This window comes from Pseudomonas sp. MWU16-30322 (assembly GCF_020515535.1).
Lineage (GTDB): Bacteria > Pseudomonadota > Gammaproteobacteria > Pseudomonadales > Pseudomonadaceae > Aquipseudomonas > Aquipseudomonas fluorescens_H.
The window spans coordinates 161,226-175,746 of sequence record NZ_JAIWYL010000003.1 but is presented as its reverse complement, the minus strand read 5'-3'; the positions used below and the strand labels follow the sequence as shown (position 1 = coordinate 175,746).

Here is a 14,521-nt window from a genome sequence, read left to right as displayed (position 1 = left end):
CCATCCGCTTACCGCTCGTAGCGCTGTTGGCTGCCATTGAAACGCTATGCTAGCTTGGCCGCCTCGCCAGGAAGGCCCGCCAACAGCAGGAGCGCAACATATATGAGGAACGCACATGGCTGAGGCCACGCCCGCGCTTGAAATCCGCAACTTGCACAAACGCTACGGACAGCTTGAGGTGCTCAAAGGCATCTCGCTGACCGCCCGCGACGGCGATGTGATCTCGATCCTCGGTTCCTCCGGTTCCGGCAAGTCCACGTTCCTGCGTTGCATCAACCTGTTGGAAAACCCGCACCAGGGCCAGATTCTGGTGGCCGGTGAAGAACTCAAGCTCAAGCCCGCCAAGAATGGCGAACTGATTGCTGCCGACGGCAAACAGATCAACCGCCTGCGTTCCGAGATTGGTTTTGTATTTCAAAACTTTAATCTGTGGCCGCACATGAGCGTGCTCGACAACATCATCGAAGCCCCGCGCCGTGTGCTCGGCCAGAGCAAGGCCGAAGCCATCGAAGTCGCCGAAGCGCTGCTGGCCAAGGTCGGCATCGCCGACAAGCGCCACGCCTACCCGGCGCAATTGTCCGGTGGTCAGCAACAACGGGCCGCGATCGCCCGCACGCTGGCGATGCAGCCGAAGGTGATTCTGTTCGACGAACCCACCTCAGCCCTTGACCCGGAAATGGTTCAGGAAGTACTTAGTGTCATCCGCGCACTGGCCGAAGAAGGCCGCACCATGCTCTTGGTGACCCACGAGATGGGCTTTGCCCGTCAGGTCTCCAGCGAAGTGGTGTTCCTCCACCAGGGGTTGGTGGAAGAGCAAGGATCGCCTCAGCAGGTGTTCGACAACCCGCTTTCGGCGCGCTGCAAACAATTCATGTCCAGCAACCGCTAACGGAGCAACATGCATGCAGAATTTTAAAAAGGTCTTCCTGGCCGCCGCCGTCACACTCGCGTTCAGCGCCGGTGCCATGGCCGAGACCCTGAAGATGGGCATCGAAGCGGCTTACCCGCCGTTCAACAACAAAGACGCCAGCGGCAACGTGGTCGGCTTCGACAAAGACATCGGCGACGCCCTGTGCGCCAAGATGAAAGTCGAATGCACCGTGGTCACCTCCGACTGGGACGGCATCATCCCTGCGTTGAACGCGAAGAAGTTCGATTTCCTGATCTCCTCGCTGTCGATCACCGAAGAGCGCAAGGGCGCGGTGGACTTCACTGACCCGTACTACTCGAACAAGCTGCAGTTCATCGCGCAGAAAGATAAAGAGTTCAAAACCGACAAGGATTCACTCAAAGGCAAGATCATCGGCACGCAGCGCGCCACCCTCGCCGGTACCTGGCTCGAGGACACTTACGGTAGCGATATCGAAGTAAAACTCTACGACACCCAGGAAAACGCCTACCTGGACCTGACCTCCGGTCGTGTCGACGCGATCCTCGCCGACAAGTACGCCAACTACGACTGGCTGAAAACCGACGCCGGCAAGAACTACGAGTTCAAGGGCGACCCGGTCGTGGAAAGCGACAAGATCGGCATCGCCGTGCGTAAAGGCGATCCGCTGCGTGAGAAGCTGAACGCCGCGCTGAAGGAAATCGTCGCTGACGGTACCTACAAGAAGATCAACGACAAGTACTTCCCGTTCAGCATCTATTGATCTGACCTGCGGGACCGGCGCCGTGATCCGACGGCGCCGGCTCCCGGCCTTGCCTGCCGCGATTTGAAAAGAAATCCATGATTATCGACCTCTACGGATTCGGCCCGGCCCTCGCTGCCGGTGCGCTGATGACCGTCAAACTGGCGCTGACGGCCCTGTGCCTGGGACTGGTGCTCGGTCTGCTCGGCGCCTTGGCCAAGACTTCCCCGTACAAGCCGCTGCAATGGCTTGGCGGTACTTATTCGACTTTGGTACGCGGTGTCCCGGAATTGCTCTGGGTGCTGTTGATCTACTTCGGTACGGTCAACCTGATGCGCAGCCTCGGTGAGTTCTTCGGCAACCCCGACCTGCAACTCAGCGCATTCGCCGCTGGCGTGATTGCGCTGGGCCTGTGCTTCGGCGCCTACGCCACCGAAGTGTTCCGCGGCGCGATCCTCGCCATTCCCAAGGGCCACCGTGAAGCCGGTGTGGCGCTGGGCCTGTCGAAATGGCGGATCTTCACCAAGCTGATCATGCCGCAGATGTGGCGCATCGCCCTGCCCGGCCTGGGCAACCTGTTCATGATCCTGATGAAAGACACCGCGCTGGTGTCGGTGATCGGCCTGGAAGAAATCATGCGTCACGCACAGATCGGCGTGACCGTGTCGAAACAGCCGTTCACCTTCTATCTGGTGGCCGCGGTCATGTATCTGGGCCTGACGGTGCTGGCGATGAGCGGCATGCACTTCCTGGAAAAACGCGCCGCTCGCGGCTTTGCGAGGAGCGCTTCATGAACTGGGAAGTGATCATCAAGTGGCTGCCGAAACTGGCGCAGGGCGCGACCCTGACCCTGGAACTGGTGGCGATTGCCGTGATTGCCGGCCTGTTGCTGGCCATTCCGCTGGGCATCGCCCGCTCCTCGAAGCTGTGGTACGTGCGCGCTTTGCCCTACGCCTACATCTTCTTTTTCCGTGGCACGCCGCTGCTGGTGCAACTGTTCCTCGTCTATTACGGCCTGGCGCAGTTCGATGCGGTGCGTAGCAGCGCACTGTGGCCGTACCTGCGCGATCCGTTCTGGTGTACCACCGCGACCATGACCCTGCACACCGCGGCGTACATCGCCGAGATCCTGCGCGGCGCGATCCAGGCCATTCCGCCAGGCGAAATCGAAGCGGCGCGGGCACTGGGCATGTCCAAGCCCAAGGCAATGTTCTACATCATGTTGCCGCGTGCGGCGCGCATCGGCCTGCCGGCCTACAGCAACGAAGTGATCCTGATGCTCAAGGCCAGTGCGCTGGCGAGCACCGTGACCCTGCTGGAACTGACCGGCATGGCCCGCACGATCATTGCCCGCACCTACCTGCCGGTGGAAATCTTCTTCGCCGCCGGCGTGTTCTATCTGCTGATGTCCTACGTGCTGGTGCGCGGCTTCAAGCTGCTGGAGCGCTGGCTGCGCGTCGATGCCTGCCAAGGGCGTTGAAACTTCCCACGTGCTGACGGGCGAGGACCTACTCGCCCGTTTCACTGCGCTGGATGCTTTTTTAATTGAGCATCAGGCGCTGTGGAAACCTCGTCCGTTCACTCATCTTTCGCTTCCATGGGAAACCGCCTACCCCGAATTAGCTTCGTGGCTACGCGGACGATCGCTGGAAGATGCAGAGCTTGTGCATAACCACCCTGCCGATCTCATCGATGCGCCGGAGCCGTTCGCTTCATTGGCGGCGTTGTCGGCTGCGCTGAGCGCAGTCGGAGAGTTGCCAAGACATGCGCTGGAAGCGGCAGGCCATCGATTGAATGTCGATGTGCCGGGGCGCAAGTGGCAGCAAATTGAAGCGTTCGCCAGCCGCTTGTCTTTCGCCTCTGCGCCAACACATTGGCTGGACTGGTGTTCCGGCAAGGGGCATTTGGGCCGACGCCTGCTGGGCGCCGGGCAACAGCTGACCTGTGTTGAATACGATCCGGCGCTGGTCGCCAGCGGTCAGGCATTAAGTCAGCGCCATCATTTGCACGCCCTGCATGTCGAGCAGGATGTGCTGGCAGCAGACGCCACGGCTGTTTTGAGCGCTCAACACACCCCGGTCGCCCTGCACGCCTGCGGCGACCTGCATGTGCGCCTGATGCAATTGGCGAGCGCTGCCGGATGTCAGCAGATGGCCATCGCCCCGTGCTGCTACAACCGGATCAATCGCAACGAGTACCGGGCCTTGTCCTGCGCCGGCATGCGATCCGCCCTACAACTCTCGCTCGAAGATCTGGCACTGCCCATGAGCGAAACCGTCACCGCCGGCGCACGCGTCCGACGTCAGCGCGACACCTCGATGGCCCGGCGCCTGGCCTTCGACCTGCTGCAACGGCAACTGCGCGGCGTCGACGAATACCTGCCAACCCCGTCCCTGCCCAGCGTCTGGCTGGACAAACCCTTCGCCGATTACTGCCGCGACCTGGCAGCGCTGAAAGAGTTATCCACAATCGGCACGCAAGACTGGCAGGCACTGGAAGCCGCCGGTTGGCAGCGGTTGGCCGAAGTTCGCAACCTGGAACTACTGCGCGGACTGTTCCGACGACCGTTGGAGCTTTGGCTGAACCTTGATCGAGCGATTTTCCTCAGTGAACAGGGGTATGTCGTACGCCTCGGCACCTTTTGCGACACCCCACTGACACCGCGTAATTTCCTGCTGCTGGCTGAACGCGCTTAAAATCTTTACAGCCTGTGGATAACTCTGTTGATGGTTTTCCAGTGGATCCAATATTCACGGCCGTTAGACCGCTTAAACAGCATTGGTCATTTTTTGTTCATATTGATAAAAAACCTGTAAAACAGGGATTTGCGCACAAAATGAGAACGTGTCCACAAAATCCCCTGCAACACTGCCGTTGCGTCGATCCGTTGTGCATAAGCTTCCAATCAAAACGACATAAAAGGGTGAAATGGGTGCTTGAACGGTGCGGAAATCCTGCCCTCACGCTCAGTCTGGCTTGATCGCGTAGCACCTCGGTTTTGCGGCTAAAAACCCGGCGTCGCCGCTCACGCCAAGCCTGATCCAGCGCCTGCGTAAAAATAGTCTGAATTCAGGGGTTTACAGAACCAACCCAATCGCTATAATCGTCGCCCACACGCCGGTATAGCTCAGTTGGTAGAGCAACTGACTTGTAATCAGTAGGTCCCGGGTTCGACTCCTGGTGCCGGCACCATACAAAACAAAGCCCCTGCAGAAATGCAGGGGCTTTGTTGTTTCTGGGGTGTTTATATTTTTGCAGTTTCAGCTTCAGTGGAAATAGCTTCATCCCTTCCCCCGCCCTTCGGGCGATCAGGGACACTTCCTCTTACACACTAGAGAGAACGGGCTTTGACCCGACGCTCATATTTCCGTCTTATGCTAAATTATGAAATAGCAATAATTATGGTGTACACATAAAAAGGTGTAATCGTATGAGCAGCATTTTTCAGCGCCCTGAACTGGCAGAGTCAATGGCTAACCAGCTTCTCAATCCAGGTGTGCTCGACGAAGGTCTTCGCTCAGGTCTGTTTCTATCTGGCCTGCGCCGTACAGGTAAAACGACGTTTTTGAGGAGCGACCTTATCCCGGCCTTGGAGGAAGCAGGTGCTTTGGTCATCTATGTCGACTTATGGAGCGACACTCTGGCCAACCCGGCAACGCTTGTGCACAACGCCATCCGGGAAACCCTGAAAGATCTGCAAACTCCGGGTTCCTCTGCCTTGGAAACATTCAAGCGCGTCAGCAATGTTGAAATCGGCGCCGCTGGATTTAAGTTCGGTTTCAAACTCGACAGTATTGGAAGCGTCGACGGCCCGACTCTGGCGCATGCACTCACTGAAGTTGTAGATCAAGCCAAGACTGATCTGGTGTTGATCATTGACGAAGTACAGCACGCCATTTCCTCAGACGACGGCAATCAACTGCTCCTGGCACTCAAAGCCGCTCGCGACGCCATCAATCCTCGCCCGAAAACGCCGGGATATTTTCTGTTTATTGGTACCGGCTCGCACAGGGCGCAAGTCAGCGAATTGACAGCCAAACGCAACCACGCCTTTTCCGGCGCCACGTCAGCAGCCTACCCATTGCTGAAAGGCGATTACGTTGAATTCCTGCTCAACCGCCTCGCAATGACAGTGAAGAAGGACAAACTGCCATCCCTCGAAGCCGCTATCGACGCGTTCAACACTTTGGGAAATCGACCTGAAGAAATGCTGAAGGCCCTACGCCAACTCTTGCAGCAAGAGGGCGAACCCGATGTTTTCCTACCAGTAATCGCCAGCACATTACGCTCGGCCGCGGCGAGCATCGAGCTGGAAAAAGTCGAGCTACTGGGTAGCCTGGCTCAAGCCGTTTTCAACAAGATCGCATCTACAGAAGGCGATGCTCGCGGAATTTTCTCCACTGACGCAGCTGCTGAGTATTCAAAGTCAGTCGGGCGAGAGGTGAGGGTCGAGGAGATTCAACCGGTGGTGATTGCGCTGGTTGCCGAGAACATCATCATGCGACGTGGCCATGGGATTTATGCGATTACAGATCAGTTTGTTCAAGAGATCTGGCTGGAAGAGCGGGCCTTGATAGAGGGGAGCTAGACTGAAAAGCATGTATTACAAAAACCCCGTGCGAATATGCTGAGGCTTTGTTTTTCCGAACCAGTAGATATCGCAAGCAGGATGGAAGTACCGCAACGCATGGCGCGAGATCCTGAGAAATTTGTTCTAACGAGAAGCCAGGCAAAGCCACTACTGGCCACGATGGCGCGCCTCTATTCCCCAGCTACCGTCAAACCCGTCGCTGCCAATTCAAGGACCGGCCCTGAGAACCCGGGTAAGGTACAGGTAAGCCGCCAGTAAGAAGCCCTCGCCGCACCGCGAGGGCTTGTTGCGCTTCAAACCTGACTGATCTCAAACACAAACGAAATCCTGCGCTGGCTCGCACTCCACACATAACGCAGATGTTTGCCCTGCTTCGGAATCGACACCGCTGGCGGCCGGAACGCGGCAACACATTCGTGACCCGGCAGGCGAACGCTGTTGTAGAGCATCCCCCACGATTCAGACTCACGCAGTTGTCGGGCAAACGCCTGGGATGGGCCATAGGCGTCTGGATCGGGTTGATGCAAATCCGGAAAGTCGTGACGAACATCATGCAGCGGCTTAACCACCCGATTAACGTAAGTACGCATGGTCAACTCAAGGTCCGCTTCGTTGGTGGCCGCGAGGAAACGTTCCTGGTGATAGCAGGTTTCGGCGATGGCCGCGGCCTGGCTGCTGGCGGCGTAGTAGACGCCGAAGGTGCCATCGGTGAAGCGACTGCTTTTACCGATGTGGGTAAACGCCGCCATCACCGGGGTTGAACCGGGGCCGGAGAGCCGGTCTTCGGGGCGCACGCGGGCGAGGACGCCGGCCTGTTCGATCAGGCGATCGTTGGTCAGCGCTTCCAGCGCGTAGGCGATTTCCAGGTCTTCGGGGTCGAGCACGTCTTCGAACAGCGCAATCGGCGGGAAGCTGCTGTTGACGATCCGATAGGCCTTGGGCCATTGCGGCTCAGCCAGCGGCGGGGCCTTCAACCGCGCACCCCGTCGAGGTAGCGGCGCACATCAGCGATATCGACCACCCTCCCCGCCAGCATGTAATCCAGCGCGGTCCGGCCATTGAATGGCGCCGCCGTGTTCGGGCTGCTGACCCACGTATAGGCGCGCTCGCGGCTGTTGCTGAAGATGATGCTCAGCGCCTTGTGAATACCCATCAGATACGAGATGCGCTCCAGCGTGTCATGCGGCAGACGAATGTTCGGCGGCAGGTGTTTGTACTTGTAGAACGTGGTGTTGCCAACGCCGCCCAACAGCGTGCGCTGCTGCTCGGCGTTGCAACCCCAGCGCTCCATGAGGTTGAAGAAAAACTTCAGCGCGACGCGCCCGGCTTCGGGGACGTCGAGTTGTTCACGCGGGGTGAGGGCTGGGGATGAGGTAGGCATGGTCGTCCTTCTTCGCTGTTCCGCAAGCTCAGCGTAGTACACATATGAATTTTTTCAATAACTCTATCCGTATACGAATAAAATCCACAAAACCTCAGGTTGACACCTCAATGTTCCCTGGCAGAGAATCTGGCTCAAGAGCGCGAAACCGACTGCCTTCAGGTGGCAATAGTCGGCGTTAGGAACCCCGTTGATGACCTGAAAATCAGCGCTCGGGTGAGACCTCTTCTCCCCTGCTTGAGGGAGCACAATATCAAGCGACATTCATGTAAAGGGCAGCCTGAGAAGGCTGCCCTTTCTTGTTTGAGCTACCGGTAACGTCGATACAACAGTTCACCATGCCGATGCTTGTTCAGGCCCTTCTTGTCACAGTTCATGAAATTCCAGAGTAGGTTGCCACGCTCAACATGGATGACCACCAGCATCTGGTATCTCGCGTTGTAGGCGCCGATGAAGGAGAGTCGAAACGAGGCGTCATCGTAGGGGACCCGCCATATTTCTAACGGTTTCGTCAGGGTATCTCGCGCAAATTCGGTGAATCGCTCACGGGCATTCGGGCGCTTTTCCACCGTATGAAGCAAATGCTCATGCTTCACCAAAACCGGTCCATATGGCGTTTCGATCAGAACAGCATCAAGACCGTGAACAAGCCCAAAGCCTCTGGCAACTTGCTCCCACGCTGCATTGAGACTCGAGGCACCCGGAAGCTCTCTGACTGCAGAAATCAGGAGGCCGGGGTCGATATCGCGAATATCCGGTAAGCCCAGATCTTTCCAGGTTTTTTGATCGGGTAACGCCCTGCTCCCCTGCAAACTCATGGCATCGACTCGCTAGCTTCGCGGATGCCGGCATTGCCTGGAAATCCATGGCCTCGGACTAAAAGTCCCGAAAATAACTACCTGATATTTCAGCCACTTGTGCATTGGCGGTAAATCAGCCCGTTCGCTCTTTTCTATAGGAGGCTTCCGACAACGGTGCAAAACAGTGACGTTTCGGTGTGGGAAATACTCAAAAATGCAGTAGTCCCGGGGCATAAAAAAGTGCCCGACTCGTCCGAGCCGGGCACTTTTCTTGACCCCAATCACCCCCACGTCATCAAAGATCCCGATCCTGTGTCAGCTTCCAGCCATCGGCGGGGACATCAATTCGCTACTAAACCCGCGACAACTATGCTCAGGTGCTGGAATATAGCCAGCATATGACGCCGGATCGGCAGTCTCGTAAACAACAATACCCAGCCCACTTCAGAGGGCATTACCCATGGATAGCAGAACCTTACGCAACCTCATGCGCATCGTGCAGACCGGCTCGTTGTCGGCCGCAGCCGAGCATTCGTGCCTGACCGTGCAGGCCTTGGCCGCACAGTTGAACAAGGTCGAAGAGCAGTTCGGTTTCCGCTTGTTTCGTCGTTCCAACAAAGGTCTGACGCTGACGCCGCAAGGCACGGAGCTGACGCCCTACATGGACAAAGTGCTGATTGCCACGCGACAGATGGAAGAAAAGGTCGAGGCGCTCAAGGTGCCTGGCCAGCGCACATTGAAGGTTGCGTTGAACAACACGTTGTCGTCTGACTTCAATCGGCGAATGATCGGACGCCTGATCGAGGTGTTTCCCGATTACCAGATGGAATTCAGCTACGCCGAGTCGATGGAGAACCTGAGCAAGCTGAAGAATGAGGACTTTGACCTCGCGGTGCTGATCGGCCCGCAACGTCCGGGTCTGCCGAGCATTGTTTTGCCGGATGTGCAGGTGCAGGTGGTCGGTGCCCATTGCGGGCAGGAAAACGATCCACTGACGTTGCTGGGCAACAAGTTTCAGGTGCGTCCTGCGGAAGATTGTCCGTATTCCCACAGCTTCCTGCGCTTTCTCGACGCTGGTCTGGGCAATCACGAGAACGGTCAGCGCATGGTCTATTCCTGCAGCGAGACCCTGACGCTGTCGTTGATCACGCAGATGGACGCGGTCGGCATGGTGTCTCGTGAGGCCGCGCAAAAGAACGGCCTGACGATTTTCCCCGGTTTCGAGGATTTCCTCGAAGTGCGTCTGGCGGTGAACAATCCGAACCTGTCGGGCCAGGCCCTGAATGACGTGGTCGATCTGCCGCTACATGAACGAGCCGAGCGCAATGTACGCAGCCGTCCCAACCGCCACACTGAGAAAGAGGTTTTTGCTGAAATACGCACATAACAACGTCGGAATGGCTGCATAAAATTCCGGGCGGTCGAGCTGTAGGTGCTGATCCTTGATCAACAAGGGAGTCAGGCTGATCGCAGCGACGATCGCCACCGGCAGGTATTCCAGCGCCCGCGCAACGAATGGCGGCCAGTGCTCGGTGTTGACTTGCAGTGGCAACGCGCGCGGCAGGAAAGTCACGGCCATCATCAGCGCCACCACCAGAATCAGGAACGTTTGGTCAGGCATACACCCACTCCGCAGCCCACAAACGTGGCGATGAATACGTTGAATGGCGAAGTACCGACCAGACTCAGCGCACCCATGCAGGCGACGGCAGCCGCTGCGGCGATGAGTTTGTTGCGGGTGTTGCACAGCGACACCAGCACGTAGAGCATCATCGCGGTCAGTGCGTAGTCGAGCTGGTATTTGATCAGGTGCGACGCATATTGCGCGCAAACGGCGCCCAGCAATCCGCCCAGCACCCAGGAGGTGTGGCAGAACAGGTTGAAGCCGATCAGGTAACGGATATTGACCGGCGCGCCGGTGCCCAGCTTGACGCTGTGAAACGCAAAAGACTCATCGGTCAGTCCACCCGCGTAAGCCCAGCGCTCCATGCGGCTGAGCCCCAGTGCGCGCAGGGCCTTGGCCATGTACACCGACATCAGCATGTGCCGCGCATTGATCAGGAACGTGGTCAGCACAATGGTAGTCAGCGAAGCACCACTGGAGATCAGCGCCAGCGCGGCGAATTGCGAAGCGCCGGCATAGACGAACAAGCACATCGCCACCGGCAGCCACATCGGCAGCCCGGCATTGACCGCCATCAGCCCGAACACGAACGACACCGTGAAATAACCGGCCACCACCGGGCTGGCTTCGGCAAACGTGCGCGATGGCTGATGGGCAGCCATCAGCGGCGCACTGCCGGACGTTTCATTCATAGATCCCTCTCAAATGTCCGCTCGCCGTGGGGTTCGCAAAAACCCTGGGCAGTCCAGAATCGCTTGCCCGCGAGGTTAGCATCGTCGACGAACAGAAACATCCGTAATACACCGACCCGTTTCATGTCAGACGACGCCGCTTCCACCAGCCGCTGGCCGACACCCTGGCTGCGATAGCGTGGGCTGACCGCCAGGTGGTTGATGGTGCCGCGGCTGCCGAGCATGCCGCCGAGCACCGCACCGACGATTTCGCCTTCGACGTCGAAGGCCAGATAGGCCGTGGTGGTCTTCTGGATCAATACACCGCGCAGGCATTTGGCGTCCTGCCACTCACAGAACGACACCTCGTCGAACTGGCGGAAGAAACGCTCCATGCGCTGCGCGTCCTTGGCGGTGGCGCGTCGCAGCACCACCGGCGTCGAGCACTCGACGCCATCGATTGGGGTGATCTGATTAGCGAACAATGTCGAAAGCGGTCCCGGGCCGCGAGAAGGAAATCGCCAGAATCTGCCGGTAAGCCATGGCATGCGTGTGGGTGTTGCGCGCCGGAGTCACGTAGTGGCGCATGTCGCGGTCAAGGAAGTACGTGGTATCGAGGATTTCCTTGTAGGTGGTCGACGCCAGTTGATGCTCGTGCACATCGTACAAACGGCTTTCCGCGCCCTCGACGTTGTTGCGCCCCCAGAAGTGCACGCCGCTGAACGGATAGCCGTCGCAGTGAATCCCTTCCGGAGTGATTTCCAGTTGCTTGCCGGGTTTGATCTCGATGCGGATCTGATGGATCTGGCACTGCCAGATTTCATCGTGCAGCTCTTCCGGCAACACGCTTTTGTACACTTCAAAATCGGTGTCGATCAGGCTGCGCATCACCGGTGAAGTAATCACTTCATCGGAGAAATCCTGAAAGTGCCGCACAACACCACCCACGTAGGCGTTGTTCTCTTTGGACTGCACGTACGCGCGATGCTCGAGTTGCTTCAATTCACGTGTTTTCGGGTTGTACTCAAAGTCGCTGTAACGACGGTAACGCATGCCGGCTTCGGCCTGACCGTAGTAACTGTCTGGCTCCATGTTTTCCCAACTTTTGGTCAGTCTGACGAAGTCGGCAAAATGACCGTAGAGATTGAAGTCACCACCCTGGACGTTGACATATTTGTCGCGCCGTAGCGATTCGCCCACTTCTCTGTTCAAAACGATCATTACCAAATTCTCCGCTGCGTTGAGCGGCCTAATCTATTAGGTGGAGAATTTGCGTCCATGAGAAAGAATTTCAGGCATTTAAAGCCCAGTTTGAAACGGAGTTTGCAGCAGCGTAAAAACAACTTTTACATGACAAAAACACGGGTTTTTTACAGTTTCTATAGAAAAGACCTCGAAAAAAAACCCCGAACCAGTCGGGGTTTTCTCATGTTTCTTACACCGGATCGTTCATCAGAAGATGTTGATCGGGTAATCCACGAATACACGCACTTCGTTGCCGCTGCTGTTGTAGTCGGCGGATTTCTGCGACACGCGCAGAATCGAGCTGCGCAGTTTCACGCTAAGGTCTTTCGCCGGACCGCTTTGCACGACGTATTTGACCTGGTTGAAGATCTCACGCTCGGTGCCGCCACTGCTGGTGTCGGTGGTGATGTTGTCGCCACGCACGTAAGCAAAGTTGTAGCTCAGGCCAGGTACGCCGAAGGCACCGAAGTCCAGGCCGTAACCCAGCTGCCAGCTGCGCTCGTCTTCAGCGTTGAAGTCCGACCAGTAGGAGTTGGCCAGGTAGATGGTGTTGCCACCGTCGCCCTGACGGCGACCATCGTTCTGATAACCGCCGTACGGATAACCCAGATTGCTGTCACCGGTACTGCGCTGGTGCGCCACGGTGAACGAGTGCGGGCCGGTGGCGAATGTGGCCGCCAGGCTCCAGATCTTGTTGTCCTGGCCGCCGGTGTTCTTGATGTCGGCATAAGACTTGTCGAGCTTGGTGCGATAGCCGTTGAAGTCCAGGGTCAGGGACTGATCCTTGTCGATCGGGAACACGTAGTTGGCGTTCACGTACTGCTTCTTCATGACGTCTTCAACGTCGGAAGCGTACAGCGCCGCCTTGAACTGTTCGGTGAACTGATAGCTACCGCCCAATACGTTGATCGACTTCAGACCACCGCTGTCACGGCCTTCAGCACTTTTGCGCGATTCGGCAGTGAAACGACCGGCGTCCAATTGCAGGCCTTTGATCTCTTTGGAAGTGATCAAGGTGCCGGTGTAGCTTTCCGGCAGCAGACGCGAGTTGTCGTAGTTCAGCACCGGCAGGGCCGGCATCTGGTCGCCGTAGGTCAGCACGGTGTTGGACACGCGGAATTTGACCGCAGCGCCACCCTTGGACAGGTCGTCAGCCGCATTGCCGCTGTCACCCTGTTTGAAGAAGTCGATACCACCGGCGCCGCTGCGGCCCTTGCCGCCATCTAGACGCAGTGCGTAAAGACCGAAAGCATCGACACCCACACCCACGGTGCCTTGGGTGAAACCGGACGAAAACGTACCGATGGCCGCCTGGCCCCACTCGGCTTTGTCCGGGTTGCCGTCTTTGTAATCACGATTGATGTAGGCATTGCGCAGCAGCACTTTCAGGCTGCTGTCTTCAACAAAACCCTTGGACTCGGCCTGGCCGTCAGCCATGGCCTGTGTGGCACTCAACATCCCCAGTGCGATCAGACTGATTCGCTTGTTCAACATTTTGTTTTCCTTATTACGGGTTGAAACGCGCTGTGTCGAACGGCTGAAACGGCGCTAATGCACTCTTTTTTCACCCCGAAAACAAAAAGGCCCGCCCACGGAGAAACCGTGGCGGGCCTGTTTATTATTTTGAGTCATGGCGGTTGGCCACAGGCGTTGGGCCGAATCGTAGCCGCGCCCTCAATAATGTGTCAATTTCAAGAATCGTCTTTAAATAGGTAAAAATCGTCTAAGAATCGTAAATTTTGCGATAGCGCATTGCTCGGAAATGCGCTTAACCAGTGAATCCAGCGCGATTACACGCAGCCGTCGAGACCGCATTGCGCGGGGGATTGCCCTGGCTCAACAGCGACAACCGCTTGCCCCAACCAGTCGGCGAATGCCTGCGGTTTGCCAAGCCATGGGCTGATGTCGAGCAAGGTGAATTGTCCGTCCTGCTCCAGTGCCAACGTTGGAAATCCCTGGCCGCCCAGCTGCGCCAACAGCGCGCGGCTGGCTTTTACATGCGCTGTCGTATCAACGGACTTAAACGCACCCGCAAAGGTGTCTTCGGCGTAACCCAACTCACTGGCGAGTTCGAACAGCACAGACTCATCGGCAATGCGCCGGCCTTCCACGTAATGCGCCGTTTGCAAACGTCCGAGCAGTTGCAGACCACGGCTGTCGATGGACTCTGCCGCCATCACCGCTGCGATCGGCGGCGTCGAATCGAAAATCGCCGAGTGATCGCGCAGCAGGCCTTCGAAATACGCCTCGCCAAATGGCTGCCCGGTATATTCGGCAATGCGCCGGTCGTGGGGCATGACGTAATCGCGCAGTTGCGGCGAAACGCGCTGGCGATTCGCGCCGCTCATCATTCCACCCGCATGGGCAACGACCGGCAGCACTTGCTGCGCCGCTTGCACCAGCGGTTTGGCGCCGTAGCACCAGCCGCACAATGGGTCGTAGATGTAGTGAAGGATCATGGGAGTACTCCGGCAACCAATCAGGAAAATTCGATGCCGGCAGACTATTCCCTCGTGTGTTGGCGAAAAACGTCGGAATGCCTTTCAGACTGTTTCGGTAATCGGTCAAATTGTTCAAA

General features: G+C 57.4%; 16 protein-coding genes and 1 tRNA gene. 8 read left to right on the top strand and 9 right to left on the bottom strand.

Features of this window, described 5'->3' with window-relative positions; genetic code table 11:
- Positions 1–115 precede the first annotated feature (115 nt).
- From LCH64_RS06670 to LCH64_RS06640, 7 genes are all read left to right on the top strand, one after another.
- Positions 116–889 (top strand): ABC transporter ATP-binding protein, encoded by a 774-nt coding sequence (locus LCH64_RS06670; RefSeq protein ID WP_201136039.1) that lies wholly within the window; start codon positions 116–118, stop codon positions 887–889.
- Between the two features lie 13 nt (positions 890–902).
- Positions 903–1,652: an ABC transporter substrate-binding protein gene (locus LCH64_RS06665; protein WP_003220717.1), complete on the top strand. Its 750-nt coding sequence runs from the start codon at positions 903–905 to the stop codon at positions 1,650–1,652.
- A 77-nt stretch (positions 1,653–1,729) separates the two neighbouring features.
- Positions 1,730–2,425, top strand: a complete 696-nt coding sequence (locus tag LCH64_RS06660; RefSeq protein ID WP_003220715.1) for an ABC transporter permease — start codon at positions 1,730–1,732, stop codon at positions 2,423–2,425.
- On the top strand, positions 2,422–3,111 hold the full coding sequence (locus LCH64_RS06655; protein WP_003220713.1) for an ABC transporter permease: 690 nt from the start codon (positions 2,422–2,424) through the stop codon (positions 3,109–3,111). Before LCH64_RS06660 ends, LCH64_RS06655 begins: the two co-directional genes overlap by 4 nt.
- Positions 3,092–4,327, top strand: a complete 1,236-nt coding sequence (locus tag LCH64_RS06650; RefSeq protein ID WP_226499806.1) for a methyltransferase — start codon at positions 3,092–3,094, stop codon at positions 4,325–4,327. The genes LCH64_RS06655 and LCH64_RS06650 overlap by 20 nt, the downstream gene beginning before the upstream one ends.
- A gap of 420 nt (positions 4,328–4,747) precedes the next feature.
- A tRNA-Thr gene (locus LCH64_RS06645) sits at positions 4,748–4,823 on the top strand.
- 238 nt (positions 4,824–5,061) lie between these two features.
- On the top strand, positions 5,062–6,219 hold the full coding sequence (locus LCH64_RS06640) for an AAA family ATPase (protein ID WP_103520121.1): 1,158 nt from the start codon (positions 5,062–5,064) through the stop codon (positions 6,217–6,219).
- Positions 6,220–6,515: 296 nt separating this feature from the next.
- Here LCH64_RS06640 and LCH64_RS06635 read toward each other — a convergent pair whose 3' ends face one another.
- From LCH64_RS06635 to LCH64_RS06625, 3 genes are all read right to left on the bottom strand, one after another.
- Positions 6,516–7,196, bottom strand: a complete 681-nt coding sequence (locus LCH64_RS06635; protein ID WP_003220707.1) for an RES family NAD+ phosphorylase — start codon at positions 7,194–7,196, stop codon at positions 6,516–6,518.
- Positions 7,193–7,603: an MbcA/ParS/Xre antitoxin family protein gene (locus tag LCH64_RS06630; protein WP_007961687.1), complete on the bottom strand. Its 411-nt coding sequence runs from the start codon at positions 7,601–7,603 to the stop codon at positions 7,193–7,195. The genes LCH64_RS06635 and LCH64_RS06630 overlap by 4 nt, the downstream gene beginning before the upstream one ends.
- 308 nt (positions 7,604–7,911) lie before the next feature.
- Positions 7,912–8,421, bottom strand: a complete 510-nt coding sequence (locus LCH64_RS06625) for a PBECR2 nuclease fold domain-containing protein (protein WP_201136045.1) — start codon at positions 8,419–8,421, stop codon at positions 7,912–7,914.
- 442 nt (positions 8,422–8,863) lie between these two features.
- Between LCH64_RS06625 and LCH64_RS06620 the strand changes: the two genes are divergently transcribed.
- A complete protein-coding gene (locus LCH64_RS06620; protein ID WP_007961685.1) occupies positions 8,864–9,790 on the top strand; it encodes a LysR family transcriptional regulator in 927 nt (308 codons plus the stop codon).
- On the opposite strand, the gene LCH64_RS06615 is transcribed toward LCH64_RS06620, so the two are convergent.
- The 6 genes from LCH64_RS06615 to LCH64_RS06590 all read right to left on the bottom strand — a co-directional run bounded on the left by LCH64_RS06615 (position 9,707) and on the right by LCH64_RS06590 (position 14,402).
- Positions 9,707–10,024: an AzlD domain-containing protein gene (locus tag LCH64_RS06615; RefSeq protein ID WP_003220702.1), complete on the bottom strand. Its 318-nt coding sequence runs from the start codon at positions 10,022–10,024 to the stop codon at positions 9,707–9,709. The genes LCH64_RS06620 and LCH64_RS06615 overlap by 84 nt on opposite strands.
- Positions 10,003–10,719 carry an AzlC family ABC transporter permease gene (locus LCH64_RS06610; RefSeq protein ID WP_003220701.1) on the bottom strand — a complete coding sequence of 239 codons (717 nt, stop codon included), beginning with the start codon at positions 10,717–10,719 and terminating at the stop codon, positions 10,003–10,005. Before LCH64_RS06610 ends, LCH64_RS06615 begins: the two co-directional genes overlap by 22 nt.
- Positions 10,716–11,093: a GNAT family N-acetyltransferase gene (locus tag LCH64_RS06605; protein WP_003220700.1), complete on the bottom strand. Its 378-nt coding sequence runs from the start codon at positions 11,091–11,093 to the stop codon at positions 10,716–10,718. Before LCH64_RS06605 ends, LCH64_RS06610 begins: the two co-directional genes overlap by 4 nt.
- Before the next feature lie 79 nt (positions 11,094–11,172).
- Entirely contained in the window at positions 11,173–11,919 is a 747-nt protein-coding gene (locus LCH64_RS06600) for a 2OG-Fe dioxygenase family protein (protein WP_003220699.1), read from the bottom strand.
- Between the two features lie 231 nt (positions 11,920–12,150).
- Positions 12,151–13,437, bottom strand: coding sequence for an OprD family porin (locus LCH64_RS06595; protein ID WP_226499805.1), 1,287 nt, complete (start codon positions 13,435–13,437; stop codon positions 12,151–12,153).
- A gap of 296 nt (positions 13,438–13,733) precedes the next feature.
- Positions 13,734–14,402, bottom strand: coding sequence for a DsbA family protein (locus LCH64_RS06590; RefSeq protein WP_226499804.1), 669 nt, complete (start codon positions 14,400–14,402; stop codon positions 13,734–13,736).
- Between the last annotated feature and the right edge of the window lie 119 nt (positions 14,403–14,521).

What these genes read in the sequence shown, in the direction of transcription:
- LCH64_RS06670 (WP_201136039.1), top strand. Translation starts at nt 116, where the DNA reads ATGGCTGAGGCCACGCCCGCGCTTGAAATCCGCAACTTGCACAAACGC.
- LCH64_RS06665 (WP_003220717.1), top strand. Translation starts at nt 903, where the DNA reads ATGCAGAATTTTAAAAAGGTCTTCCTGGCCGCCGCCGTCACACTCGCG.
- LCH64_RS06660 (WP_003220715.1), top strand. Translation starts at nt 1,730, where the DNA reads ATGATTATCGACCTCTACGGATTCGGCCCGGCCCTCGCTGCCGGTGCG.
- LCH64_RS06655 (WP_003220713.1), top strand. Translation starts at nt 2,422, where the DNA reads ATGAACTGGGAAGTGATCATCAAGTGGCTGCCGAAACTGGCGCAGGGC.
- LCH64_RS06650 (WP_226499806.1), top strand. Translation starts at nt 3,092, where the DNA reads ATGCCTGCCAAGGGCGTTGAAACTTCCCACGTGCTGACGGGCGAGGAC.
- LCH64_RS06640 (WP_103520121.1), top strand. Translation starts at nt 5,062, where the DNA reads ATGAGCAGCATTTTTCAGCGCCCTGAACTGGCAGAGTCAATGGCTAAC.
- LCH64_RS06630 (WP_007961687.1), bottom strand. Translation starts at nt 7,603, where the DNA reads ATGCCTACCTCATCCCCAGCCCTCACCCCGCGTGAACAACTCGACGTC.
- LCH64_RS06625 (WP_201136045.1), bottom strand. Translation starts at nt 8,421, where the DNA reads ATGAGTTTGCAGGGGAGCAGGGCGTTACCCGATCAAAAAACCTGGAAA.
- LCH64_RS06620 (WP_007961685.1), top strand. Translation starts at nt 8,864, where the DNA reads ATGGATAGCAGAACCTTACGCAACCTCATGCGCATCGTGCAGACCGGC.
- LCH64_RS06615 (WP_003220702.1), bottom strand. Translation starts at nt 10,024, where the DNA reads ATGCCTGACCAAACGTTCCTGATTCTGGTGGTGGCGCTGATGATGGCC.
- LCH64_RS06610 (WP_003220701.1), bottom strand. Translation starts at nt 10,719, where the DNA reads ATGAATGAAACGTCCGGCAGTGCGCCGCTGATGGCTGCCCATCAGCCA.
- LCH64_RS06605 (WP_003220700.1), bottom strand. Translation starts at nt 11,093, where the DNA reads ATGGAGCGTTTCTTCCGCCAGTTCGACGAGGTGTCGTTCTGTGAGTGG.
- LCH64_RS06600 (WP_003220699.1), bottom strand. Translation starts at nt 11,919, where the DNA reads ATGATCGTTTTGAACAGAGAAGTGGGCGAATCGCTACGGCGCGACAAA.
- LCH64_RS06595 (WP_226499805.1), bottom strand. Translation starts at nt 13,437, where the DNA reads ATGTTGAACAAGCGAATCAGTCTGATCGCACTGGGGATGTTGAGTGCC.
- LCH64_RS06590 (WP_226499804.1), bottom strand. Translation starts at nt 14,402, where the DNA reads ATGATCCTTCACTACATCTACGACCCATTGTGCGGCTGGTGCTACGGC.